The 22,006-nt window shown below is 63.6% G+C and carries 23 protein-coding genes; 6 read left to right on the top strand and 17 right to left on the bottom strand.

Annotation, left to right across the window (positions count from 1 at the left end):
• Positions 1-576: 576 nt before the first annotated feature.
• Positions 577-1,203, top strand: a complete 627-nt coding sequence (locus ACZ5KU_RS25500; RefSeq protein WP_010445030.1) for a response regulator transcription factor — start codon at positions 577-579, stop codon at positions 1,201-1,203.
• 122 nt (positions 1,204-1,325) lie between these two features.
• On the opposite strand, the gene ACZ5KU_RS25495 is transcribed toward ACZ5KU_RS25500, so the two are convergent.
• From ACZ5KU_RS25495 to metG, 8 genes are all read right to left on the bottom strand, one after another.
• Positions 1,326-1,505 (bottom strand): PA3496 family putative envelope integrity protein, encoded by a 180-nt coding sequence (locus ACZ5KU_RS25495; protein WP_054057487.1) that lies wholly within the window; start codon positions 1,503-1,505, stop codon positions 1,326-1,328.
• A 107-nt stretch (positions 1,506-1,612) separates the two neighbouring features.
• Positions 1,613-2,251 (bottom strand): endonuclease III, encoded by a 639-nt coding sequence (nth, locus tag ACZ5KU_RS25490; RefSeq protein ID WP_054057488.1) that lies wholly within the window; start codon positions 2,249-2,251, stop codon positions 1,613-1,615.
• Positions 2,252-2,258: 7 nt separating this feature from the next.
• Entirely contained in the window at positions 2,259-2,864 is a 606-nt protein-coding gene (locus tag ACZ5KU_RS25485; protein WP_054057489.1) for an Rnf-Nqr domain containing protein, read from the bottom strand.
• The gene (locus tag ACZ5KU_RS25480; RefSeq protein WP_464736433.1) at positions 2,861-3,457 is read right to left on the bottom strand and encodes an RnfABCDGE type electron transport complex subunit G; all 597 of its coding nucleotides are present in this window, start codon (positions 3,455-3,457) and stop codon (positions 2,861-2,863) included. The genes ACZ5KU_RS25485 and ACZ5KU_RS25480 overlap by 4 nt, the downstream gene beginning before the upstream one ends.
• Complete coding sequence (locus tag ACZ5KU_RS25475; RefSeq protein ID WP_054061659.1) at positions 3,454-4,446, bottom strand: RnfABCDGE type electron transport complex subunit D; 993 nt, start codon at positions 4,444-4,446, stop codon at positions 3,454-3,456. The genes ACZ5KU_RS25480 and ACZ5KU_RS25475 overlap by 4 nt, the downstream gene beginning before the upstream one ends.
• Positions 4,433-5,638, bottom strand: a complete 1,206-nt coding sequence (gene rsxB, locus ACZ5KU_RS25470) for an electron transport complex subunit RsxB (RefSeq protein WP_416770368.1) — start codon at positions 5,636-5,638, stop codon at positions 4,433-4,435. The genes ACZ5KU_RS25475 and rsxB overlap by 14 nt, the downstream gene beginning before the upstream one ends.
• Positions 5,635-6,213 carry an electron transport complex protein RnfA gene (locus ACZ5KU_RS25465; protein WP_464736432.1) on the bottom strand — a complete coding sequence of 193 codons (579 nt, stop codon included), beginning with the start codon at positions 6,211-6,213 and terminating at the stop codon, positions 5,635-5,637. The genes rsxB and ACZ5KU_RS25465 overlap by 4 nt, the downstream gene beginning before the upstream one ends.
• Positions 6,214-6,328: 115 nt before the next feature.
• Positions 6,329-8,380: a methionine--tRNA ligase gene (metG, locus tag ACZ5KU_RS25460; protein WP_054061657.1), complete on the bottom strand. Its 2,052-nt coding sequence runs from the start codon at positions 8,378-8,380 to the stop codon at positions 6,329-6,331.
• 177 nt (positions 8,381-8,557) lie between these two features.
• Here metG and apbC point away from each other — a divergent pair, with 177 nt between their 5' ends.
• The gene (gene apbC / locus ACZ5KU_RS25455) at positions 8,558-9,652 is read left to right on the top strand and encodes an iron-sulfur cluster carrier protein ApbC (RefSeq protein ID WP_054056611.1); all 1,095 of its coding nucleotides are present in this window, start codon (positions 8,558-8,560) and stop codon (positions 9,650-9,652) included.
• A gap of 131 nt (positions 9,653-9,783) precedes the next feature.
• On the opposite strand, the gene ACZ5KU_RS25450 is transcribed toward apbC, so the two are convergent.
• Positions 9,784-9,993, bottom strand: a complete 210-nt coding sequence (locus ACZ5KU_RS25450; RefSeq protein ID WP_054056612.1) for a cold-shock protein — start codon at positions 9,991-9,993, stop codon at positions 9,784-9,786.
• A gap of 387 nt (positions 9,994-10,380) precedes the next feature.
• Here ACZ5KU_RS25450 and dcd point away from each other — a divergent pair, with 387 nt between their 5' ends.
• The 3 genes from dcd to ACZ5KU_RS25435 all read left to right on the top strand — a co-directional run bounded on the left by dcd (position 10,381) and on the right by ACZ5KU_RS25435 (position 12,219).
• Entirely contained in the window at positions 10,381-10,947 is a 567-nt protein-coding gene (gene dcd, locus ACZ5KU_RS25445; RefSeq protein WP_010445012.1) for a dCTP deaminase, read from the top strand.
• 107 nt (positions 10,948-11,054) lie between these two features.
• Positions 11,055-11,261, top strand: a complete 207-nt coding sequence (locus ACZ5KU_RS25440) for a hypothetical protein (protein ID WP_416770361.1) — start codon at positions 11,055-11,057, stop codon at positions 11,259-11,261.
• A gap of 121 nt (positions 11,262-11,382) precedes the next feature.
• Positions 11,383-12,219 (top strand): transporter substrate-binding domain-containing protein, encoded by an 837-nt coding sequence (locus ACZ5KU_RS25435; protein ID WP_416770359.1) that lies wholly within the window; start codon positions 11,383-11,385, stop codon positions 12,217-12,219.
• Between the two features lie 132 nt (positions 12,220-12,351).
• Here ACZ5KU_RS25435 and ACZ5KU_RS25430 read toward each other — a convergent pair whose 3' ends face one another.
• The 6 genes from ACZ5KU_RS25430 to ACZ5KU_RS25405 form a co-directional block, all read right to left on the bottom strand.
• Positions 12,352-13,116, bottom strand: a complete 765-nt coding sequence (locus ACZ5KU_RS25430; protein ID WP_054061655.1) for an ABC transporter ATP-binding protein — start codon at positions 13,114-13,116, stop codon at positions 12,352-12,354.
• A 7-nt stretch (positions 13,117-13,123) separates the two neighbouring features.
• Positions 13,124-14,242 (bottom strand): succinylglutamate desuccinylase/aspartoacylase family protein, encoded by a 1,119-nt coding sequence (locus ACZ5KU_RS25425; protein ID WP_464736431.1) that lies wholly within the window; start codon positions 14,240-14,242, stop codon positions 13,124-13,126.
• 9 nt (positions 14,243-14,251) lie between these two features.
• Positions 14,252-14,962 (bottom strand): ABC transporter permease, encoded by a 711-nt coding sequence (locus ACZ5KU_RS25420; protein WP_054056617.1) that lies wholly within the window; start codon positions 14,960-14,962, stop codon positions 14,252-14,254.
• Positions 14,959-15,687: an ABC transporter permease gene (locus ACZ5KU_RS25415; RefSeq protein WP_054056618.1), complete on the bottom strand. Its 729-nt coding sequence runs from the start codon at positions 15,685-15,687 to the stop codon at positions 14,959-14,961. The genes ACZ5KU_RS25420 and ACZ5KU_RS25415 overlap by 4 nt, the downstream gene beginning before the upstream one ends.
• A gap of 58 nt (positions 15,688-15,745) precedes the next feature.
• Positions 15,746-16,525 (bottom strand): transporter substrate-binding domain-containing protein, encoded by a 780-nt coding sequence (locus ACZ5KU_RS25410; protein ID WP_054056619.1) that lies wholly within the window; start codon positions 16,523-16,525, stop codon positions 15,746-15,748.
• Positions 16,526-16,867: 342 nt separating this feature from the next.
• The gene (locus ACZ5KU_RS25405) at positions 16,868-19,321 is read right to left on the bottom strand and encodes a penicillin acylase family protein (protein ID WP_464736430.1); all 2,454 of its coding nucleotides are present in this window, start codon (positions 19,319-19,321) and stop codon (positions 16,868-16,870) included.
• 140 nt (positions 19,322-19,461) lie between these two features.
• Here ACZ5KU_RS25405 and ACZ5KU_RS25400 point away from each other — a divergent pair, with 140 nt between their 5' ends.
• Positions 19,462-20,007: a cysteine hydrolase family protein gene (locus ACZ5KU_RS25400; RefSeq protein ID WP_054056621.1), complete on the top strand. Its 546-nt coding sequence runs from the start codon at positions 19,462-19,464 to the stop codon at positions 20,005-20,007.
• Between the two features lie 16 nt (positions 20,008-20,023).
• On the opposite strand, the gene ACZ5KU_RS25395 is transcribed toward ACZ5KU_RS25400, so the two are convergent.
• Together ACZ5KU_RS25395 and ACZ5KU_RS25390 are read right to left on the bottom strand one after the other, a co-directional pair.
• Positions 20,024-20,806 carry an ABC transporter ATP-binding protein gene (locus ACZ5KU_RS25395; RefSeq protein WP_416770352.1) on the bottom strand — a complete coding sequence of 261 codons (783 nt, stop codon included), beginning with the start codon at positions 20,804-20,806 and terminating at the stop codon, positions 20,024-20,026.
• Entirely contained in the window at positions 20,803-21,873 is a 1,071-nt protein-coding gene (locus tag ACZ5KU_RS25390; RefSeq protein WP_464736429.1) for a FecCD family ABC transporter permease, read from the bottom strand. The genes ACZ5KU_RS25395 and ACZ5KU_RS25390 overlap by 4 nt, the downstream gene beginning before the upstream one ends.
• Between the last annotated feature and the right edge of the window lie 133 nt (positions 21,874-22,006).

The raw sequence follows: 22,006 nt of genomic DNA, 5'->3' as shown, positions 1-22,006 counted from the left end.
TCGTCCAGCCGGGTTCCTGATTGACAGATAAACGCTTTTTGGCCGGGCTTGTGTCATCAAATGATAAACATGTTTATTGCGTGGCCCAGGCCCTGGCGCGACATCGATTCAGGTGTGACGGTCGACTGTGGTGCCCGAGGCAAGGCCGGTTGGCACTGGAAACGGTCTTGTGAGAGGGCGCGTGGGGGGTTGCCGCAGGTGAGTGGGTTATTTCTTGTTGCAGAAAACCAATAGACATTCAATGCCTGGTATCTCTAAGGTTGATGTGTAATAAGCAAGGTGTCGTGAGTCGTATGTTTGTTCATTTTGTTTATTGGTTTCTTTTTCCGCTTCATGAGGCGATATCCATGCAGCGAGCCAGGGGCTTGTAGCGCAGAATCTCCGAATGGGGGTGTCATCACCTCGTTCCTGAAAACGGTACTTTTCTTGTGGTGCTTTTTTTGTAGGGCAATTCCTTGTTGTTTGTAGGGAAGGTCTTTGGCTGATACTGCCTGGGGTAGGTGCTATGCCCAGGAGGTTGTGACTAGGCTATTGTGCTGATTCTGAAAATTCGAACAGCGAAATTTGGACTTGCCCATGAATAAAGTGCTGATCGTGGATGATCATCCCGTCATTCGTCTTGCCGTACGTATGCTGATGGAACGGCATGGATACGAAGTCATCGCGGAGACGGATAACGGCGTGGACGCCTTGCAACTGGCGCGAGAGCATACGCCGGACATAGTTATACTCGATATAGGAATTCCCAAGCTGGATGGGCTTGAAGTGATTGCCCGTCTAACTTCCATGGGGCTCTCTTTCAAGGTGCTGGTGTTGACTTCGCAGGCTCCCGGTCATTTCTCCATGCGTTGCATGCAGGCGGGAGCTGCCGGTTACGTGTGCAAGCAGCAGGACCTGACCGAGATGCTCAGCGCCATCAAGGCCGTTCTATCCGGCTACAGTTATTTCCCCAACCAGGCATTGCATACCGTGCGTTCCAGCATGGGCAATGCCAGTGAGGCGGATATGGTCAACCGGTTGTCCGGCCGCGAGATGATGGTGCTGCAACAACTGGCCAGGGGAAAGAGCAACAAGGAAATCGCCGATGGCATGTTCCTGAGCAACAAGACCGTGAGTACCTACAAGACACGTCTGCTGTTGAAGCTCAATGCCCGTTCCCTGGTCGACCTGATCGAACTCGCCCAGCGTAATGGTCTGGTTTGAGCGCCGTTCCGGCAGTGTGGGGGAGGCGTTGGCAAGGTCGGAGTGATGAGGGCGGAACGGCACGCCTGTCGTCATAGCCAAAAGCCTCCGAACAGGAGGCTTTTGATGGGAGGGGCACGTTACTACAGGTCGAAATCGTAATCAGCCAGCTGCTTTTGCAGGCGGCGTTCTTCCAGCAGGTTGTCGATGGTACGACGCTTGCTCAGATTGGTCTTCGCCACCTCTACTTGAGGCTCCGTTTCGTCCGGATCGACCTGCATCAGGTCGTCCTCTATATCCAGCGCTTCTTTATCGGTACTCATAAAGTCAACTCCGGGCTAAGACTGCCGTTGGCGCTCCTTATATCGATAATTAACGATCGGGTAAAAAAGATTTTTTCAATCGACTTATCAATAATAGTAATGGAGGCTCAATCGTCGGATGTCTTGTGCTTGTATTCGCACAGATCCTCGATTCGGCAACTGCCACAGCGCGGCTTTCGGGCCTGGCAAACGTAGCGGCCGAGCAGGATCAGCCAATGATGGGAGTCGAGCAGGTACTGTTTAGGCACGAATTTCATCAATTGTTTTTCCACTTCCAGCACGTTCTTCCCGGGTGCCAGCCCCGTGCGGTTGCTGACCCGGAAAATATGCGTGTCGACCGCCATGGTCGGCTGCCGGAAGGCGGTATTGAGCACCACGTTGGCGGTCTTGCGGCCAACCCCGGGTAATGCCTCCAGGGCTTCACGGGTTTGCGGCACCTCGCTGCCATGCAGCTCGATCAGCCGTCGGCAGGTTTCGATGACGTTTTTTGCCTTGCTGTTATACAGGCCGATGGTCTTGATGTACTCGGACAGCCCTTCGACCCCCAGCGCGTAGATCGCTTCGGGGGTGTTGGCGACCGGGTACAGCCGTGCCGTCGCCTTGTTCACGCCGACGTCGGTGGCCTGGGCGGAAAGAATCACGGCAATCAGCAACTCGAACGGTGACGAGTACGCCAGTTCGGTCTTGGGTTCCGGATTGTCTTCGTGGAGCCGACGGAAAATTTCCAGGCGTTTGGCGGCATTCATGGGGCAGTCATTTCCTTGGAAGCACTCGGTGTGAGGTTGAACGCAGGGTCCAGGCTTGTTTCAGGGCCAGCAGCAGACCGAGCAGGAGAAACGCCCCTGGCATCAGCCCGGCCAGGCGCAAGCCGCTCGCTGCGGCGAATACCCTGACAGGCTCTGGGGGCGCCGAGCCGATCCACCATTGCAGGTGGGCGAACAGCGTGCCGTCCGCCAGCAGTTCGCGCAGCAGCCCCAGGCAGATCGACAGGGCGCCGAAGCCGGCGAACAGATGAACATTCTCTCTCAACCCGCCTGCGCGGAAAAAGCCCAGATGTTCCAGCGCCAGGCATTGCACGCCAAGCAGGGCCAGGTAGAAGCCAAGGGCCTGCTGCAATTCCCAGGACCAGACCTGCAGTCCCAGCGAGACCAGGCTGGCGCTGGCAGCGGCGAGCAGGGTCTGCGCCGGCCACGCCAGGGCTGGATTGAGCCAGGGTTTCAGGGCGCGGCTCGATGCGCCATAGAGTACGGCCACCAGCAGACTTGCCAGCCACAGGGACGCGGCCTTGATCAGCGAGTCGCTGGCTCCGAGCAGGGGGGCGAGCATCAATGAGCCGGGCAGCAGTGTGCTTCTATTCATTGGTCCGGCTCTCCCAGCAGTTGCCCGCGGTGCTCGTCGAAGTAGCGCAGGGCGTCATGGGTCGCATCGACCGCCGCCCGCGAGGTGATCGTGGCACCGGCCATCTGGTCGAACTGGCCACCGTCCCTTTTCAGCTTCCACGCCGTGTCGGGAGTATCCGTGCGTGACTTGCCGAGAAAGGTGCCCAGCCAGGCGCCGCCGTCCTCGGCGATCCTGGCACCCAGCCCGGGCGTTTCCCGCTGCGACAGGGTTTTCACGCCCAGCAGTCTGCCGTTCGTGTCGATACCGACCAGCAATTCGAGCGGCCCGCCGTAACCCCGGGTTCTGCTCTGGAGCACGATGGCCACCGGCTTTCCGTGCAGCCGCATCCGATAGCCTTGAGTCAGGCTGCTATGGGCCAGCTCACTGGCCTCCAATGCCAGCGACTGGCGCTCGTATTCACCGGGCGGGAGCACCTGGGACAGCGCTCGCGTCTGGACTGCCAGTTGCTGCGCCTGGATGCGCGGTGTCACCTGTCGCTGCAGATCCCAGACCAGGCCCGCAAGCAGCGCTGCCAGGGCGACCACCATCACCAGCGAGCCGGTTCTGTTCATGGCGTGCTGCGCTCGTCACGAGGGACCGACCAGCGCTCCACAGCCGGCACCGCCAGGTTCATCAACAGCACGGCGAAGGCCACGCCATCGGGGTATGCACCCCAGGTGCGGATAAGGTAGGTGAGCAGCCCGACCCCGGCACCAAACAGCAGGCGGGCCCTGGCACCAGAAGGGCCTGAGACCGGTTCGGTGACGATGAAGAAGGCTGCGAGCATGGTCGCGCCGCTCAACAGGTGAAACAGCGGCGAGCCGTTGGAATCCGAACCGCTGCCGTTCCAGCCGATCAGGCTGGCGAGGAACAGACCCGCCAGCATCCCGACCGGGGCATGCCAACTGAAAACCTTCTGTTTCAACAGCAACAGGCCGCCGGCGAGAAAGGCCAGGTTGACCCACTCGGTGCCCTTGCCGCCCCAACGGCCGAAAGCGGCATGGCTGGCGAACAGTTCTTCCATGGTCAGGCTTTTATTGAGCCGCAGGCTGTCGAGGGCGGTCGCCTGGGCCCAGGCGTCGGGCTGGCCGGGCAGATGCAGGCCGAATACCTGCTGCAGGCCGCCGAGCAGGTCCAGGCCATGGGGCGCCGGCCAGTGTGTCATCGGCTGCGGGAAACTCACCAGCGCCAGTGCATAACCGAGCATCGCCGGGTTGAAGGGATTCCTGCCGATGCCGCCGTACAGGTGCTTGCCCGCCAGCAGGGCGCCAGCGCTGGCGAACACCGCCAGCCACCACGGCGCGTAGGGTGGCAGCGCCAGGCCGAGAAGGGTGGCGCTGACCAGCGCGCTGCCGTCCTGCAACGCGGGCCTTAGCGGACGTGCGCGCAGCCGCAGCACAGCGGCTTCGGTCAGCAGTGCGGTGCTCGCGCACAGCAGCAGATTGATCGGCACGCCCCAGCCATACAGCCCGAACAGCACCAGCGCGCCGGGCAACGTGGCGAGCAGCACCCACTGCATGGCCTGCCGGATGCGCCTGTCCGGCTGGTCAGGGCGCAACATGGGCATTGACCTGGCGCTGGGCCTCCTCGAGCCTGCGTTGGGCGTCACTCAGCGCCTGTGCCGAGGTATCAGGGCGGCGCTGCAGTTTGCCAAGTTCGGCACGGGCATAGGCCAGTTCAGTTTTAAGGGCCCTGAGCTGCTGATCGATCGGCCTTTTTTCGATACGAACCAGATCGGGGGCGGGCTTCCCGGAGGCATCCTCGGCGGCATGCAGGTCGCGCTCGGCCTGTGCGAGCGCGGCGCTGAGGAGGGCGACCTGCTCGGCTGGCGCCGCATTCGCCTCGGCCTTCTTCAGCTCGGCGCGGCGCATGGCCAACTGGATCTTGGCGCGCTTGAGTTCGGCATCCTGGGGCATCGCGGGCGCCGGGGTGGCGGGAGCGGCGCTTTCCAGGCGGGCAAGGGCCAGCTCCGCGGCTTCGAACTGTTGCTGCAGCACCACCAGTTGTGCGGCCTGCTCGGCAGTCGGTGGATGGCCGAAGGCCTTCAGGGATTTGTTCAATTGCGCACGGCTCATGGCCACGTCGATCCTGGCCTTTTTCAGCGCGGCATCGGAGTCCAGGGCCTTTTGCGCCTTGACCCGTTCCAGGGCGGCCTTGACCGGATCGTTCGCCGTGTGGTCGGTTTGCGCCGGGCGCGCCGCCCTGGCCTGGCGCTCGGCATTGCGTCGTTGTTCCTCGCCCTGCAGCCGGGCGTTGTGCCGGTCGAAGCGGCGCCGGGCGCGGGCGCGTTTTTCGCTGCGAGCCTGCTGTTGCCCGGCGTCATGGGCCAACCCGCCGATAATGGGGACGACATTGGCCGGCAGCGGGCGCATTTCGATGCAGTCCACCGGACAGGGCGCCACGCACAGATCGCAACCGGTGCATTCGTCGAGGATGACCGTGTGCATCAGCTTGGCGGCACCGACGATGGCGTCCACCGGGCAGGCCTGGATGCACTTGGTGCAGCCGATGCACTCGGCTTCGCGGATGAACGCGACCTGGGCCGGTGCGGTGCCGCGTTCCGTATCCAGTTCCAGGACCGGTACGCGCAACAGGCTGGCCAGGGCGGCGATGGTTTCACTGCCGCCCGGCGGGCACTTGTTGATCGCTTCACCGTTGGCGATGCCTTCGGCGTAGGGTTTGCAGCCCTGGTGGCCGCATTTGCCGCATTGGGTCTGCGGCAGCAGCGCGTCGATGTGTTGAATCAGACTCATGACTTGAACAGTCCGTTGAAACCGAGAAAGGCCAGGGCCATGAGGCCGGCGCTGATCAGTTCGATCGGCAGCCCGCGAAACGGCAGGGGCACTTCTTCATGATAGGTACGCCGGCGCAGGTCGTGGAACAGGACCAGGACCAGCCAGAAACCCAGGCCGCCACCCAGGCTCGACAGCGCCGCCTGCCCTGGGCCGTGGTCGTCCTGCGTGGCGATCAGGGCCACGCCGAGAATGCCGGCGTTGGTCAGCAGCAGCGGCCACAGCCGTTCGAACGGCAGGTCGGGCAGCCAGCGCGCCAGCAGCTTCAGGCTCGGGCCGATCAGGGCGAAGCTGACGGGCAGGAACACCAATACTTGCAAGGCGCCCAACTGCAGCGGCAGCAATACCAGGTGATAGAGGCCATGGTTCAGCAGGGTGGCGACCAGCATCACCCAGGTGGTGGCGATGCCCAGGGCATGCAGCCGGCGGCGCTCGCCCCGGGTGTCCTGCAGCAACGGATCGACGCCCAGCGGCCAGTGCAACACGACGTTGTTGATCAGGGCGGCGCTGACGAGTGTGAGAAGGAGGTCGGTCATTGATCTTGCCGGGCAAGCGTATGGCGTGAATTATCCGGCAAGCGAACGGGCCGTACTAGCTATGAAACGTCGCGGGCCACGAAGATCGTGGCCCGCGAGGTCAGGCAGGACAGCGTTACTTGATCCGCTGGCCAGGCTTGGCACCGCTGTCCGGGCTCAGCAGGTAGATTTCCTCGCCGCCGGGGCCTGCGGCCATGACCATGCCCTCGGAGATGCCGAAACGCATTTTGCGCGGCTTGAGGTTGGCGATCATCATGGTCAGGCGACCTTCCAGCTCGGCCGGATTCGGGTAGGCGCTCTTGATTCCGGAGAACACGTTGCGCTGTTCGTCACCGATGTCCAGGGTCAGGCGCAGCAGCTTGTCCGCACCCTCGACCGCCTCGGCCTTGACGATCAGCGCGACGCGCAGGTCGACTGCGGCGAACGTGTCGAATTCGATCTCCGGCGACAGCGGGTCCTTGGCCAGTTCGCCGTTGCCCTTCGGCGCGGCGCTGCCCGTGTCGGTCTGGCTGGCGGCGAGATCTTCCTTCGAAGCGTCGGTCATCGCCTGCACTTTTGCCGGGTCGATACGGGTCATCAACGGCTTGAACGCGTTCAGTTGATGGTTGGCCAGCAGGTTGGCGTGATCGTTCCAGGTCAGCGGCGGGACGTTGAGGAACGCCTCGGCATCGGCGGCCAGCAGCGGCAGCACCGGCTTGAGGAAGATGATCAACTGGCGGAACAGGTTGATACCCGCGGCGCAGACGGCCTGGACTTCATCCTGCTTGCCTTCCTGCTTGGCCAGGGCCCATGGCGCCTTGTCGGCGATCCAGGCGTTGGCGCGGTCGGCCAGGGCCATGATCTCGCGCATGGCGCGGGCGAAGTCGCGGCTCTCGTAGGCATCGGCGATGCTCGGGGCCGCAGCGCGGAAGGCCTCGGTCAGCTCGGGAGCGGCATCGCCCGCGACCAGCACACCGGCGTTGCCCTTGTGGATGAAACCGGCGCAACGGCTGGCGATGTTCACCACCTTGCCGACCAGGTCCGAGTTGACCTTCTGCACGAAGTCGTCGAGGTTCAGGTCGAGGTCGTCGACGCCCTTGCCCAGCTTGGACGCGTAGTAGTAGCGCAGGTACTCGGGCGACAGGTGGTCGAGGTAGGTCCGGGCCTTGATGAAGGTGCCGCGGGACTTGGACATCTTCTGGCCGTTGACGGTCAGGTAGCCGTGCACGTTGATCCCGGTAGGCTTGCGGTAGCCCGCGCCTTCGAGCATCGCCGGCCAGAACAGGGCGTGGAAGTTGACGATGTCCTTGCCGATGAAGTGGTACAGCTCGGCCTTGGAGTCCTTGCCCCAGAACGCGTCGAAGTCCAGTTCCGGACGGCGGGCGCAGAGATTCTTGAAGCTGGCCATGTAGCCGATCGGTGCGTCCAGCCACACGTAGAAGTACTTGCCCGGCTCATCCGGGATCTCGAAGCCGAAGTATGGCGCGTCGCGGGAGATGTCCCACTCCTGCAGGCCGCTGTCCAGCCATTCGGCGATCTTGTTCGCCACGGCATCCTGCAGCGTGCCGCTGCGGGTCCAGCCTTGCAGCATGGCCTGGAAGTCCGGCAGCTTGAAGAAGAAGTGCTGGGATTCCTTCAGTACCGGCGTGGCGCCGGAAATCGCCGACTTCGGATCCTTCAGGTCGGTCGGGGCGTAGGTGGCGCCGCATTTTTCGCAGTTGTCGCCATACTGGTCCTCGGTGCCGCATTTCGGGCAGGTGCCCTTGATGAAGCGGTCGGCCAGGAACATCTGCTTTTCCGGGTCGAAATACTGGGTGATCGCCCGGTTGGCGATGTGCCCCGCGTCGCGCAGGCGCAGGTAGATCTGCGTCGACAGCTCGCGGTTCTCCTCGGCGTGGGTCGAGTGGAAGTTGTCGAAGTCGACCAGGAAGTCGGCGAAGTCGCTGCTGTGTTCGAGCTGGACGTTGGCGATCAGCTGTTCCGGCGTGATGCCTTCCTTCTCGGCACGCAGCATGATGGCCGAGCCATGGGCGTCGTCAGCGCAGACATAGATGCATTGGTTGCCGCGGTGCTTCTGGAAACGCACCCACATGTCGGTCTGGACATACTCGACCATGTGGCCGAGGTGGATGGAACCATTGGCATAGGGCAGGGCGCTGGTGACGAGAATCTGGCGTGGCTCGGACATGGGGCTCGGCTACTTGAAGTGAAACGGAGACCGGACACTATAAAGCGCCGGGAAATATATTTCACCTGTGGCGGTTTCCCCCTCGTAGTCGCGACAAATCAATGTCTGGCATGTCGCATCGGCCCAGAACGGTTACGATAGCCGTCTGTTTCACTCAGCCTTTTTCGGGAGTTGCCCATGAGCGCAGTCAATCGCGCAGCGGTGGAGGCCGTCCTTCGCCAGTACACCGATCCTTATCTGAATCAGGACCCGCTCAGCGCCGGGTGCGTGAAGGCCATCGACATCCAGGCCGACCGAGTCAGCGTCCGCCTCGAACTGGGTTATGCCGCCGGGCTGTTCAAGAACGGCTGGGCACAGATGCTGCAACTGGCTATCGAAGGCCTGGACGGCGTGGCCTCGGCCAGGGTCGAGATCGACTGCGTGATTGCCGCCCACAAGGCCCAGGCGCAGATCCCGGGGCTGGCCAACGTGAAGAACGTGGTGGCGGTGGCGTCCGGCAAGGGCGGGGTGGGCAAGTCGACCACCGCCGCCAACCTGGCCCTGGCGCTGGCCCGCGAAGGGGCCCGGGTGGGAATTCTCGATGCGGATATCTACGGCCCGAGCCAGGGCGTGATGTTCGGGATCGCCGAAGGCACCCGGCCGAAAATCAAGGAGCAGAAGTGGTTCGTGCCGATCGAATCGCTGGGCGTGGAAGTCATGTCCATGGCCTTCCTGACCGATGACAACACGCCGATGGTCTGGCGTGGGCCGATGGTCTCCGGCGCCCTGCTGCAACTGGTGACCCAGACCGACTGGGGCAACCTGGACTACCTGGTGATCGACATGCCGCCGGGCACCGGCGATATCCAGCTGACCCTGGCGCAGAAGGTCCCGGTGGCCGGCTCGGTGATCGTCACCACTCCGCAGGACCTGGCTCTGCTCGATGCGAAGAAGGGCGTGGAGATGTTCCGCAAGGTGAACATTCCGGTGCTGGGTGTGGTGGAAAACATGGCGGTGCACATCTGCTCGAACTGTGGCCATGCCGAGCACCTGTTCGGCGAGGGCGGTGGCGAGAAGCTGGCTTCGCAGTACGGCGTCGAGTTGCTGGCCTCGCTGCCGTTGTCGATGGTCATCCGCGAGCAGGCCGACGGCGGCAAGCCGACCGTGGCGGCCGAGCCGGATGGGCAGATCGCCATGGTCTATCAGGAACTGGCGCGCCATGTGGGCGCGCGGATCGTGCTGCAGGAAGCGGCAAGCCAGGCGTTGCCGAACATCACCATCAGCGACGACTGACCGGTAGGGTTGCTTGTGCCGGGCTGTCCGCCCAGTACAAGCAACCTTCGGCGCGGCCCGGGAAAACATCCGGGCACAAAAAAGCCCCGCATCTCGTCAGAGAGCGGGGCTTTCTACTGAATCAACAGAAGTTAGATAACTTCTACTTCTTCAGCTTGCATGCCTTTCTGGCCGCGGGTAGCGACGAAAGAAACCTGCTGGCCTTCTTTCAGGGTCTTGAAACCGTCAGCCTTGATAGCTTTGAAGTGTACGAACAGGTCGTCACCGGATTGTGGGGTGATGAAGCCGAAGCCTTTTTCATCGTTGAACCACTTGACGGTACCGGTTTGGCGGTTAGACATTTGATGTCTCCTTGGACAAAGTTAACTGCGGCTCAGGAAACGCCCTGGCCGAGACTGAGTGCAAAGAGCAGGAAAAATTCTTGGAGATGGTTGGATCGAAATTCAACATCGTGGAGAGATTCTCAGTGACACAAGCAGCACAGTGATGCCACCTTAACCCTTTTTCCAGAACGTGCCAATGGTCTTTGCCAAGGTTTCGCCTATTTCGTGACTGACGGTGTCCCGGCCGGCCAGCAGGCGCCCGCCACAAAGGTTTTTGCGGGGTTTGGCGGGGTGATCCGGGTTAGCTATTTTGTGGCAAATCGAGCCCCGGACTTTGAACCGGGCGATGCGCCCCGGTAAGATGCCGGGCAGAATTTCTCCACCTCGCTATTCAGGACACCCGCCATGAGCATCAAATCGGACAAGTGGATTCGCCGCATGGCGCAAGAGCACGGCATGATCGAACCCTTCGTCGAGCGCCAGATGCGTGGCGAAGGCGCCGATCGGCTGATTTCCTTCGGCGTGTCGAGCTATGGCTACGACGTGCGTTGCGCCGACGAGTTCAAGGTGTTCACCAACATCAACTCGGCGACCGTCGATCCGAAGAACTTCGATGCCGGCAGCTTCGTCGATATCAAGAGCGATGTCTGCATCATTCCGCCGAACTCCTTCGCCCTGGCCCGTACCGTCGAGTACTTCCGCATTCCACGCAACGTGCTGACCATCTGCCTGGGCAAGAGCACCTACGCGCGCTGCGGGATCATCGTCAACGTGACCCCGCTGGAACCGGAGTGGGAAGGCCACGTGACCCTCGAGTTCTCCAACACCACCACCCTGCCGGCGAAGATCTACGCCAATGAAGGCGTGGCGCAGATGCTGTTCCTGGAGTCCGACGAGGAGTGCGAAGTCTCCTACAAGGACCGCGGCGGCAAGTATCAGGGCCAGCGTGGCGTGACCCTGCCGCGCACCTGACGAAGGGCGGCAAGTCCGAGGGAATTCCTGGGCGCCGGTGCACTCTACAGAGTGTACCGCCCTGGTTGGCGCAAGGCTGGCCGGGTCATTTCGCCCAGGAGTCACCCATGAAGATCGATCCAAGCATCAGTGCCGAACTGGCAAGACTGGAACCCAATCAAGTGGGCCTGCTGGCCTGGTCATTGCTCGCCCATCCACAGAGCCTTTCCGGTGGTATTCCCGGCCAGCCGGATCCCGATACCCCCAACGAACAGCCCACCGAACCGGGTGAACCGGTGCTGCCCGACGAGCCACCACCGGCGCCGGTGGCCTGATCCGTGCCCGACTGGACGGCCGCGTGCCGTCCAGGGGTCGCCTGTTTCAGTCCTTGCAGGTAGTCTGCGCCAGTGCCATCAACGCGCACTCACGGATATCAGACAATAAGAAGGGCTGCCCATGACGTTTTCCATTCCCCTGGGATTTTCCCGGCTCCTGCTGTCGGCGCTCCTGGTCGCCACCCCGTTGGCCGAGGCTGCCGAGCTGGCGCAGGGTGCTGCGCCGGTGCAGGTGGTCGGTCGGCTCGACCGGATCATCCAGCAGGGTGTACTGCGAGTCGGCACCACGGGTGACTACAAGCCCTTCAGCTACAAGAGTGGCGAGCATTTCATCGGCCTGGACATCGAGCTGGCACAGGAGCTGGCGCAATCGATGGGGGCGAAGCTGCAGTTGGTGCCGACGACCTGGCCGACGCTGATGAACGATTTGCAGGCGGACCACTTCGACCTGGCGATCAGTGGCATCTCGGTGAACATGGAGCGCCAGAGAAAGGCATTTTTTTCACAGCCTTACCAGCGTGATGGCAAGACACCGATCACCCTGTGCTCCCGCCAGCAGGCCTTCCAGACCCTGGAACAGATCGACCAGCCGCAGGTGACGGCCATCGTCAATCCGGGAGGCACCAACGAGAAATTCGCCCGGGCCAACCTGAAACAGGCGCGGATCGTCGTGCATGACGACAACGTCACCATCTTCCAGCAGATCGTCGACGGCAAGGCCGACCTGATGATGACCGACGCGGTGGAGACACGCCTGCAGGAGAAGCTGCACCCGCAGTTATGCGCGGTGCATCCGGACCAGCCGTTCGATTTTTCCGAGAAGGCGGTGCTGTTGCCGCGGGACATCGTGCTTAAACAGTACGTTGACCAGTGGCTGCACCAGGACATGGAAAGCGGGCGGTTCGCCAAGCGCATGCAGAAGTGGCTGGCCTACCCATGGCAGGCCGCCCATAACTGAGGCAGAGCGTGATGGCCTCTTCGCGGGCAAGCCACGCTCCTACAGTATTGCGCCGTACACGTATTCCGGGCATGGCAGCAACCCCTGTAGGAGCGTGGCTTGCCCGCGAACAGGCCCTCAGGCCTTGCGCAATTACTTGAGGTTACCGCTGAGGAACTGCCGCAGCCGCTCGCTCTGCGGGTTGCCCAGCACGTCCTCGGGGGCTCCCTGCTCCTCCACCAGCCCCTGGTGCAGGAACAGCACCTGGCTCGATACCTTGCGGGCAAAGCTCATTTCGTGGGTGACCATGATCATCGTCCGGCCTTCCTCGGCCAGCCCCTGGATCACCTTCAGCACTTCGCCCACCAGTTCCGGGTCGAGCGCCGAGGTCGGTTCGTCGAACAGCATCACTTCCGGTTCCATCGCCAGCGCCCGGGCGATTGCCACCCGCTGTTGCTGGCCTCCGGAGAGAAACGCCGGGTACTGCTCGGCGACCCGCGCCGGCAGGCCGACCTTGTCCAGGTAGCGGCGGGCCCGGTCCTCGGCCTCCTTGCGATCGACGCCCAGCACCCGGCGCGGCGCCATGGTGATGTTTTCCAGCACGCTCATGTGGCTCCACAGGTTGAAGTGCTGGAACACCATCGCCAGGCGGGTACGGATGCGTTGCAACTCGGCTTCGTCGGCGACGCGCATGCCGTTTCGGTCGCTGACCATGCGGATCGCCTGGCCGTCCAGGGTCATGGCACCGTCGTTGGGCGTTTCCAGGAAGTTGATGCAGCGCAGGAAGGTGCTCTTGCCCGAACCGCTGGCGCCGATCAGGCTGATCACATCGCCCGTCCTGGCCTTGAGCGAGACGCCCTTGAGCACCTCGTGGTTGCCATAGCTCTTGTGCAGGCCTTCAATGGTCAGTTTGTACATGGGTACCTCAAGGAGAAAGTAGATAGCCGCTGCGATAGGCTTCGTGGCCGGCGACATGGGCGATGACCATGCCGGCGGTCGCCATGCGGCGCAGCGAACGGGCATAGAGCAGGCCCGCGGTGGCGCTGTGAACAGGGGTGACCCGGTCGCTGATCGGGTCGATGACTTCGGCGATCAGTTGCCCGGCTGCCAGGTGCTGGCCCGGCAGGGCATGGAATACCAGCAGGCCGCCGAATGGCGTGGCTACCGGTTCGACCCCGGCCAGCGGCGTCGCCGGATAACGCAGTGCCGGCAGTGGCGCGATCTCGCCTTCGATCACCCCGAAGTGGCTCAGGTAGTCGAGGATCGCCTGGCAGTCCTGGCTCGCCAGCGGGTGGGTGACATCACCCTGGCCGCGCAATTCGACGGTCACCGAAAAGCTGCCCATGGGCATCGCGAAGCGCTCGCCGAAGCGTTGCTGCAGGTCCCACCAGAGCAGGGTGAAACACTCGTCGAAGGACTGGCCGCCGGAGTCGGTCGCCAGCAGGCTGGCCTCGGAACCGATATAGCGGGCCAGCGGCTCGACCTGCGGCCAGGCCTCGGGCGTGGTGTACAGGTGGGTGACGGCCTCGAAGTCGCAATGCAGGTCGAGCACCATGTCGGCATCGCAGGCGATCCGTTGCAGTGCCAGTCGCTGGGATTGCAGTTGGGTGGCCGGGACCTCCGCCGCCAGCGCCGTCTTCAGTTCGCGCCGGATCAGCCACAGGTTGTGTCGCGGATCATCGTTGAGCAGGGGCTCGACGCGGTTGCCGATCTCCTCGCTGAGGTCGACGAACCAGCGGTTGAAGTTCTGCCCGCTTTCCAGCTCGTAGCGTCCCAGGGGCACGTCCATCAGCACCTGTTCCAGGCCGATCGGGTTGGCCACCGGTACCAGCACGATCTCGCCCCGCAGGCGGCCGGCCTGCTCCAGCTCGGCCAGGCGCTGCTTGAGGTGCCAGGCGACCAGCATGCCGGGCAGTTCGTCGGCGTGCAGCGAAGACTGGATATAGACCTTGCGTTCGGCCTGTTCCGGGCCGAAGTGGAAACTGTGGATCTGACGTGCGGTGCCCGGTACGGGCGCCAGCAGGTCATGAGTGACATGACGCATGGGCAAGTCCTAGTGGGCCGGGCCGAGGAAGGCCAGCCAGCGGCGTTCGGCCAGCCGGAACAGGCCGACCAGGGTGAAGGTGATCGCCAGGTAGATCACCGCGGCGATGCCGAACGACTGGAAGGTCATGTAGGTCGCCGAGTTGGCGTCCCGGGCGATCTTCAGGATATCGGGAATGGTCGCGGTGAAGGCCACCGTGGTCGAGTGCAGCATCAGGATCACTTCGTTGCTGTAGTACGGCAGCGAGCGGCGCAGGGCCGACGGCATGATCACGTAGGCGTAGAGCTTCCAGCCGGTGAGGCCATAGGCCTTGGCCGCCTCGACCTCGCCATGGTTCATGCTGCGGATCGCCCCGGCGAAGATCTCCGTGGTATAGGCGCAGGTGTTCAGGGCGAAGGCGAGGATGGTGCAGTTCATCGCATCGCGGAAGAACGAGTTGAGCAACGGCTGGTTGCGTACGGCCTCCAGGCTGTAGATCCCGGTGTAGCAGATCAGCAACTGGATATACAGCGGCGTACCGCGGAACAGGTAGGTGTAGAACTCCACCGGCCAGCGGATGCGGCGCTTGGGCGAGACCCGGGCGATCGACAGCGGGATCGACAGCAGGAAACCGATGAAGATCGAGGCGCTGAGCAACCACAGGGTCATGGCCAGGCCGGTGATGTGCTGGCCGTCGCTGTAGAGGAACGGGCGCCAGTATTGTTCGAGCAGTTCGATCATCGCACGGCCTCCCGGGCACCGGCGGCATAACGCCGTTCAAGCCAGCGCAGGACATAGTTCGAGGCACTGGTGATCAGCAGGTAGATCAGGGCGGCGAGCACCAGGAAGTAGAACAGTTGATAGGTGCTCTTGCCCGCATCCTGGGCGGCCTTGACCAGATCGGCCAGGCCGATGATCGAAACCAGCGCGGTGGCCTTGAGGATCACCATCCAGTTATTGCCGATTCCCGGCAGGGCGAAGCGCATCATCTGCGGGAAGGTCACGAAGCGAAAGCGCTGGGCCCGGGTGAGACCGTAGGCGGTGGCGGCTTCGAGCTGTCCGCGCGGCACGGCGAGAATCGCGCCACGGAAGGTTTCGGTGAAATAGGCGCCGTAGATGAAACCCAGGGTAATGACCCCGGCGGCGAACGGGTCGATCTCGATGTATTCCCAGTCCATCGCATCGGTCAGGCTGGAGAGCCAGGTTTGCAGGCTGTAGAAGATCAGCAGCATCAGTACCAGGTCGGGTACCCCGCGGATCAGCGTGGTGTAGATCTGCGCCGGCAGGCGCAGCAGGCCGATGCTGGAAAGCTTGGCACTGGCGCCGAGCAGGCCGAGCAGCACGCTCACCAGCAGCGACAGTATCGATAATTTGATGGTCATCCAGGTGCCTTGCAGCAGGATCGGGCCGAAGCCCTTCAAGCTGAAGGCGGAGAGCCCCAGGGTGTGCAGGAGGTTGTCGAACATGAACGTGTGCCTTTGGCCGTCAAGAAAGCGCCCCCTTTTGCAGGGGGCGCCCAGGGGATCACTTCCCGCTATACAGATTCAGGTCGCCAAAGTGCTTCTTCTGGATTTCGGCGTATTTGCCGTCCTTGTGTAACGCTTCGATACCTTTGTCCAACAGAGCCTTGAGGTCCTTGTTACCTTTTTTGATACCGATCGCGGTTTTCGATGGCAGCAGCGGATCGTCGATCGCCTTGCTGACTTCGTAGCCGGCGCCGGCTGGCGACTTCAGGAAGCCCAGTTCGGCCTGGAGCATGTCCTGTACCGAGGCGTCGAGACGACCGGAGGTCAGGTCGGCGTAGACCTGGTCCTGGTTGGCGTAGGCCTTGGTGGTTACCCCGGCCTTGTCCAGCACGGCCTTGGCGTAGGCTTCCTGGATGGTGCCTTGCTCGTAGCCCACGGTCTTGCCCTTGAGGGATTCGGGGGTGGAGTAGTTCGCCCCTTTCTTGAACACCAGGGAGGTCGGGCCGGAGAACAGCTCGCTGGAGAAGTCGATGGCTTTCTGGCGGGTTTCGGTCACGGTCATCGACGAGATCACACCGTCGAACTTGTTGGCATTGAGGCCTGGAATCATGCCGTCGAAGTCGCTTTCGACCCATTTGCATTTGACTTTCAGCTCGGCGCAGATGGCGTTGCCCAGGTCGATGTCGAAGCCGACCAGGCTGCCGTCAGCGGCCTTGGATTCGAAGGGCGCGTAGGACGGGTCCACGCCGAAGCGCAGTTCCTTGTATTCCTTGGCCATGGCGACGCCTGCGCCCATGCAGAGAGCCAGTGCGGAAAGGGTCAGCAATGCTTTTTTCATTATTTAATCCCTGAAGACCAGAATGAGCGCTTGTGGCGCACTAAGTACTGTTACTGGAACGCGTATGACCGGATAAAAGTAGCAATTTCCGAACCATAGTCCCGAACAAGCGTTTCAAAAGGTAGGAATATGGCTACAAGCCAGCTCATCATGCCCGAAATCGGGCAGCAAAAAACTGGTGCACTCTATTGGTGCTAAAAATCCTGCAAGTGAGAACGTCCCCGGTCCTGGGGTGAGTGGCTTTGGGAGCCGGGTAGCCCGAGGGGGCCCTGCGGACGTACTCGTGGATGAGCCGGGGGGCCGGCGATCCGGCACCCCGATATCATCCGCGAAGGGCTGACGCTACTTGCCCGGTGTCAGGGTCAGGCGACTGCTGCCGTAGGCCTTGTCGAGGTTCTGCGGCTGCATCGGGAAACTGACGTACTGGGCCTTCAGCCAGGCATCGAGGCCATTGGCGTAGTACGGGCTGGCCGGGTTGCCGGACTGGCCCGGGCTCTGCTGGCCGGTCATCGGTTCGAGCTGGCCGAAGTCGACGATCATCCGCACGGCCGGCGCCAGGATGGTCTCGAAGTCGCTACCGCCCCACAGGTAGGCCGTGGTGTTCAGGGTGGTGTGATCGCCACCGACCTGAACCGGGCCACGCAGGCTCTGGCCGCTGGCGTTCTTCCATTCGAGACGGTGCAGCTTGCCCCATTGCCAGGCCTTGCGGTCGCCGCCCAACTGGCTGTCGCCGGCGCTGATCGCCGCCGCCAGGCTACGGGCGAGGATCGCCGGCTTGTCTTCCTTCTGCGGGGTGCGGCTGTCATCCCAGAACGGGCTGTCCTCGCGCCCCAGCAGGTGATCGGCCTGGGCCGAGTAGGACAGCCGGCCGTTGGCGATGAAGGCCTGCCATGCCGGGCCGTTCTCCGGGCCGAGCTTGTCGAGGAAGATCTGCTTCATGCTTTCCTGCAGGAACAGCTCGTACAGCGCGGCGTCGGCCGAAACCGGGCTGAGCCTGCCATCGAACGCCATCAGCCGGCTGAGGGCTTCCCGCGCCTTGGCGCGTTCGGCCTCGGGCAGGGCGTCGATGGCCTGCTTGAGGGGCTGGGCCATGCCCGGAGCCTCGAACATCCGCTTCAGCTTGTCGGCGAAGGTGGTGCTCTGGTCGTACTGCATGGCGATGGTGCTGCGGCTGTCCTGCTTGCCGGCGCTGGCCAGTTGCGCCAGGCGTTCGCCACGCTCCGGGTAGTACCAGGAGTTGGACAACTGCATGCCGTAGCCTTTGGCCGCCGTGCGCTGGTTGGCGGTGCCGAGCCAGCCTTGCGGCGGGGTCTGGTCGTAGGGGTGGAGCATCGCGTCGGCATAACCGTCCCAGTCGAAGCGGCTGTCCCAGCCCGGCGACGGCAACAGGCCTTCGCCTTCGCGGCGGTTCGGGTAGCGGCCGGTGACCTGCCAGCCGATGTTGCTGGCGTCGGCGAAGATCATGTTCAGGGCGATGGCGCGGATTTCCCGGCTGGCGTCGGAGGCTTTCTCGGCGTTCTGGGCGCGGGACAGGTCGAAGAACGCGTCGAGGCTCCTGTCGTCCTTGAGCGGCGCGGTCTGCAGGGCCAGGCCATAACCGCCGGCCAGCGGTGCATCGCCCAGGGCGCTGTTGAGCAGCGGGCCGTGGCGGGTTTCGTAGACGGTCTCGCGGATCGAGCGCTGGCCCTTGATGAAGTAGGTTTCGTTGCGCACGAGCGCCGGCAGCCATTTGCCGTCGGCTTCGTAGTACAGGGCGTTGCCCTGGCGCTTGAGCTTCTCGAGGAACAGGTCCTGGCTGTCGCCCGGTACCGCCGCGAGGCTCCAGGCGACCTTGCCGTTGAAACCGCTGAGGATGGCCGGCAGGCCGGCGACCGAGAGGCCGGCGGCCTGGTACTTGGGCGCGCGGATCTGCACGTAGTTCCAGGCGGCGCTGGCGTTGGTCGGTTGCTGCAGATCGGCGGCCAGCAGGCTCTTGCCGCTGCGGCTGCGCTGCGGGGCGATGGCCCAGTTGGTCGAGGTGCCGGCGCCGAAACCGTTCAGCGCGCTGACTTGCGCCGAAGCCTTGTCGACCGCAGCCAGCCCGGCGATCTGGCTCAGGGCCACGCCCTTGAGCTTGTCCGCCTCGGCCTGTGGCAGCGGTTCGTCGGGAGCGGTCGGGGTCAGCCAGGCGAGTTTGTCGATTCCGACTTTCTGGGCGATGACCAGCGAGGAGATCTCTTCCGGCAGGTTGGCCGACAGCTGGAAGCTCAGCAGGCAGAAAATCAGTGCGGAATCTTCCGGCTTCCAGTATTCGGGCAGGTAGCCGGCGCTGGCCAGATCCGGCGGCAGCTTGTCGCGGTAGCGGAACAGGTAGGCGTTGACGCCCCGCGCGTAGACCTCGAAGAAACGCTTGAGGCGTGGCGAGGCGGCGTTGTACAGCTCGCCGGCGCTTTTCTTCAGGTTGACCGCGCGCATGAACCGGTCGGTATCCAGGGCCTGGGCGCCGTTCATCTCGGCCAGGCGGCCCTGGGCCAGCAGGCGCAGGGTGACCATCTGGGTGATACGGTCGCTGGCGTGGACATAACCCAGGGTGAACAGGGCGTCATGGAAGCTGCTGCTTTCGATCAGCGGCATGCCCAGGCTGTTGCGGCGCACCGAAACGTTCTGTGCCAGGCCCTTGATCGGCTGCACGCCGGAGGTCGGCGGCAGGCTGTCCCGGGCGTTCCAGGATTGGCAGCCGGCCAGGCCGAGCAGGCCCGCCACGGCGGCGGCGACGCCACATTTTTTGAAGAAGAGAGGGTAGGCTGGCGAGGCCATGGCAAGGCTCCTGCGGGGGTAGCGTCAGTAAAGGCGCTACGTTAGTGAGCGGGACCAGGCCGCGCAAGACGGGGGCTGCGGTTATTTTGCAGTTTTGTGCGATCCTGGCGGTTCCTGGCGCAAGGGGAGTGAACAAGACGATGGACAGGGCGGCATTGATCGTGATTGACCAGCAGCAGGGTATCCTTGAGCCGCGGCTCGGGCCACGCAACAATCCCGCAGCCGAGGAGCGGATCGCCGAACTGCTGCAGCACTGGCGCGAGCGGGGCTGGCCGGTGGTGCATGTGCAGCATCTTTCCCGTTCGTCGGAATCGGTGTTCTGGCCCGGTCAGTCGGGCGTCGAGTTCCAGGAGCGGTTTCGGCCGTGGCCGGGGGAGTGGTTGATCCAGAAGGATGTACCGGATGCCTTTTGCGCCACCGGGCTGCAAGCCCGTTTGCAGGCTGCGGGAATCCGTGAGCTTGTGATCGTCGGCGTGGCGACCCACAACTCGGTGGAAGCGACGGCACGTACGGCGGGCAATCTTGGCTTCGCCACCCGGGTGGTCGAGGATGCGTGCTACACCTTCGACAAGGCGGATTTTTTCGGCCAGATGCGCACTGCCCAGGAGGTGCATGCCATGTCCCTGGGCAACCTGCATGGCGAGTACGCGACGGTGGTGTCGGCGGCCGAGGTGATGGAGCGCTAGGCCCCGGCAGGAGGGATCAGCCCATTGCCTCATCCACCAGTATCTGCAGGGTCTGTCGCGAGCAGCGCTCGATCCGTGCCTCGACGCCATAGACCTCGGCGAACAGGCGCGCATCGAGGATCGCCTGCGGCTCGCCGCTGGCGAACAGTTGCCCCTGGCGCAGGACCGCGAGGTTGTCGGCATACCGCGCGGCGAGGTTGATGTCGTGCAGCACCACCACGGCGATCAAGCGGTGTTCACGCACCAGCGACTGCACGCAGGCCATCACCTTCAACTGGTAGTTGAGGTCCAGGGCACTGGTGGGCTCGTCCAGCAGCATCACCTGCGGCCGGCGGGCGATCAGTTGCGCCAGGCTGACCAGTTGCCGCTGGCCCCCGGACAGGCTGCTCAGCCACTGGTCGGCCAGATGGGTGATACCGATGCGCCGCAAGGCGTCGAAGGCTTCATCCAGGCATTGCTGGTGCGACAGCCGGCCGACGCGCAAGGCCGCGACCACGCTTTCCATCACGCTCAGGCTCAGGCCCGGTGGCAGGTTCTGCGGCATGTAGGTGACCCGCCGGGCGCGTTCCGCCACCGACAGGCGTGCCAGGTCCTCGCCGTTCAGGCGCACCGCGCCGCTCATGCTTTCCAGGCCGGCGATGCCGCGCAGCAGGGTCGACTTGCCGGCCCCGTTGGGGCCGATCAGTGCGGTCAGCGTGCCCGGCTGCAAAGCCGGCAGGCTAAGGCCGCGGACCACCTGGCGGCGGCCGTAGCCGATCACCGCATGTTCGACCGTCAGGCCTTGTGTTTGCTCGCTCATGGTTGCCTCCCACGCTTGAATACCAGCACGACGAAGATCGGCACGCCGACCAGGGCGGTGACGATCCCCACCGGCACCACCACACCGGGCATGATCAGCTTGCTGGCGATCGACGACAGCGACAGCAGCAGGGCGCCGACCAGGGCGCTGGCCGGCAGCAGGAAACGCTGGTCCTCGCCGACCAGGATGCGGGCGATGTGCGGGCCGACCAGGCCGATGAAGCCGATGGTGCCGACAAAGGCCACCGCCGTCGCCGACAGCAGGCTGATGCGCAGCAGCGAGGCGAAGCGCAGGCGTTTCACATCGACACCGAAGCTCATCGCACGGTCCTCGCCCATGCGCAGCAGGGTCAGGCGCGGGGCGGCGGCGAAGGAGAAGGGCATGACCAGGGCGATCACCAGCGCCAGGATACCCAGCTTGTCCCAGTTGGCCCGGGTCACGCTGCCCAGGGTCCAGAAGATCAGCTGTTGCAATACGTCCTCGGTGGCGACCAGTTGCAGCAGCGCCACCACCGCGTTGCAACTGAAGACCAGGGCGATGCCGAACAGCACCAGGCTCTCCACCCCGGCGCCGCGCAGCCGCGACATGGCCTGCAGCAGGAACACCGAGGCGGCGGCGAAGACGAAGGCCGAGAGGGAGATCGCCGTGTTGTTCGACAGCCAGGCGGTGGTCACCGGAAACACGATCACCAGCGAGGCGCCCAGGGCTGCCGCCGACGACACGCCGAGGGTGAACGGACTGGCCAGCGGATTGTTGAGGATCGCCTGCATTTCCGCCCCGGCCAGCGACAGTGCGCAGCCGACCAGCACGGCCATCAGGGTGTAGGGCAGGCGCACGTTCCAGACGATCACCTGGTCGGTCAGGCTCAGGTGGTCGGGGTGCAGCAGGCCGTCGAGCAGCGCGGCCAGGCCCATGCCGGAAGGACCGCTGGCCAGGTCGACGAGCATCGTGCACAGCAGGGCGCCGCCCAGTAGCACCAATAACCACAGGCGGCGCAACAGCAGACGGCGATAACCCTGGCTGGCCGTGGCCAGGTCCAGGGGCGAAGCGTTCAGGGATGTGGTCATCACGATCAGTTGGGCCCAGGCATCGTCTCACCGCCTTGTAGGAGCGGGCTTGCTCGCGAAGCGGCCAGTGAGGCCTTCAAAAGCTTCGCGGGCAAACCCGCTCCTCCAGGGCGGTGTGGGGCCGGGAGGCCCT

Source organism: Pseudomonas sp. Tof1, from assembly GCF_055390395.1.
This window is presented reverse-complemented; position numbering and strand designations above follow the sequence as displayed.

Excerpts from the sequence above, each read along its gene's own strand:
- ACZ5KU_RS25500 (WP_010445030.1), top strand. The coding sequence starts at position 577 with ATGAATAAAGTGCTGATCGTGGATGATCATCCCGTCATTCGTCTTGCC.
- ACZ5KU_RS25495 (WP_054057487.1), bottom strand. The coding sequence starts at position 1,505 with ATGAGTACCGATAAAGAAGCGCTGGATATAGAGGACGACCTGATGCAG.
- nth (WP_054057488.1), bottom strand. The coding sequence starts at position 2,251 with ATGAATGCCGCCAAACGCCTGGAAATTTTCCGTCGGCTCCACGAAGAC.
- ACZ5KU_RS25485 (WP_054057489.1), bottom strand. The coding sequence starts at position 2,864 with ATGAATAGAAGCACACTGCTGCCCGGCTCATTGATGCTCGCCCCCCTG.
- ACZ5KU_RS25480 (WP_464736433.1), bottom strand. The coding sequence starts at position 3,457 with ATGAACAGAACCGGCTCGCTGGTGATGGTGGTCGCCCTGGCAGCGCTG.
- ACZ5KU_RS25475 (WP_054061659.1), bottom strand. The coding sequence starts at position 4,446 with ATGTTGCGCCCTGACCAGCCGGACAGGCGCATCCGGCAGGCCATGCAG.
- rsxB (WP_416770368.1), bottom strand. The coding sequence starts at position 5,638 with ATGAGTCTGATTCAACACATCGACGCGCTGCTGCCGCAGACCCAATGC.
- ACZ5KU_RS25465 (WP_464736432.1), bottom strand. The coding sequence starts at position 6,213 with ATGACCGACCTCCTTCTCACACTCGTCAGCGCCGCCCTGATCAACAAC.
- metG (WP_054061657.1), bottom strand. The coding sequence starts at position 8,380 with ATGTCCGAGCCACGCCAGATTCTCGTCACCAGCGCCCTGCCCTATGCC.
- apbC (WP_054056611.1), top strand. The coding sequence starts at position 8,558 with ATGAGCGCAGTCAATCGCGCAGCGGTGGAGGCCGTCCTTCGCCAGTAC.
- ACZ5KU_RS25450 (WP_054056612.1), bottom strand. The coding sequence starts at position 9,993 with ATGTCTAACCGCCAAACCGGTACCGTCAAGTGGTTCAACGATGAAAAA.
- dcd (WP_010445012.1), top strand. The coding sequence starts at position 10,381 with ATGAGCATCAAATCGGACAAGTGGATTCGCCGCATGGCGCAAGAGCAC.
- ACZ5KU_RS25440 (WP_416770361.1), top strand. The coding sequence starts at position 11,055 with ATGAAGATCGATCCAAGCATCAGTGCCGAACTGGCAAGACTGGAACCC.
- ACZ5KU_RS25435 (WP_416770359.1), top strand. The coding sequence starts at position 11,383 with ATGACGTTTTCCATTCCCCTGGGATTTTCCCGGCTCCTGCTGTCGGCG.
- ACZ5KU_RS25430 (WP_054061655.1), bottom strand. The coding sequence starts at position 13,116 with ATGTACAAACTGACCATTGAAGGCCTGCACAAGAGCTATGGCAACCAC.
- ACZ5KU_RS25425 (WP_464736431.1), bottom strand. The coding sequence starts at position 14,242 with ATGCGTCATGTCACTCATGACCTGCTGGCGCCCGTACCGGGCACCGCA.
- ACZ5KU_RS25420 (WP_054056617.1), bottom strand. The coding sequence starts at position 14,962 with ATGATCGAACTGCTCGAACAATACTGGCGCCCGTTCCTCTACAGCGAC.
- ACZ5KU_RS25415 (WP_054056618.1), bottom strand. The coding sequence starts at position 15,687 with ATGTTCGACAACCTCCTGCACACCCTGGGGCTCTCCGCCTTCAGCTTG.
- ACZ5KU_RS25410 (WP_054056619.1), bottom strand. The coding sequence starts at position 16,525 with ATGAAAAAAGCATTGCTGACCCTTTCCGCACTGGCTCTCTGCATGGGC.
- ACZ5KU_RS25405 (WP_464736430.1), bottom strand. The coding sequence starts at position 19,321 with ATGGCCTCGCCAGCCTACCCTCTCTTCTTCAAAAAATGTGGCGTCGCC.
- ACZ5KU_RS25400 (WP_054056621.1), top strand. The coding sequence starts at position 19,462 with ATGGACAGGGCGGCATTGATCGTGATTGACCAGCAGCAGGGTATCCTT.
- ACZ5KU_RS25395 (WP_416770352.1), bottom strand. The coding sequence starts at position 20,806 with ATGAGCGAGCAAACACAAGGCCTGACGGTCGAACATGCGGTGATCGGC.
- ACZ5KU_RS25390 (WP_464736429.1), bottom strand. The coding sequence starts at position 21,873 with ATGACCACATCCCTGAACGCTTCGCCCCTGGACCTGGCCACGGCCAGC.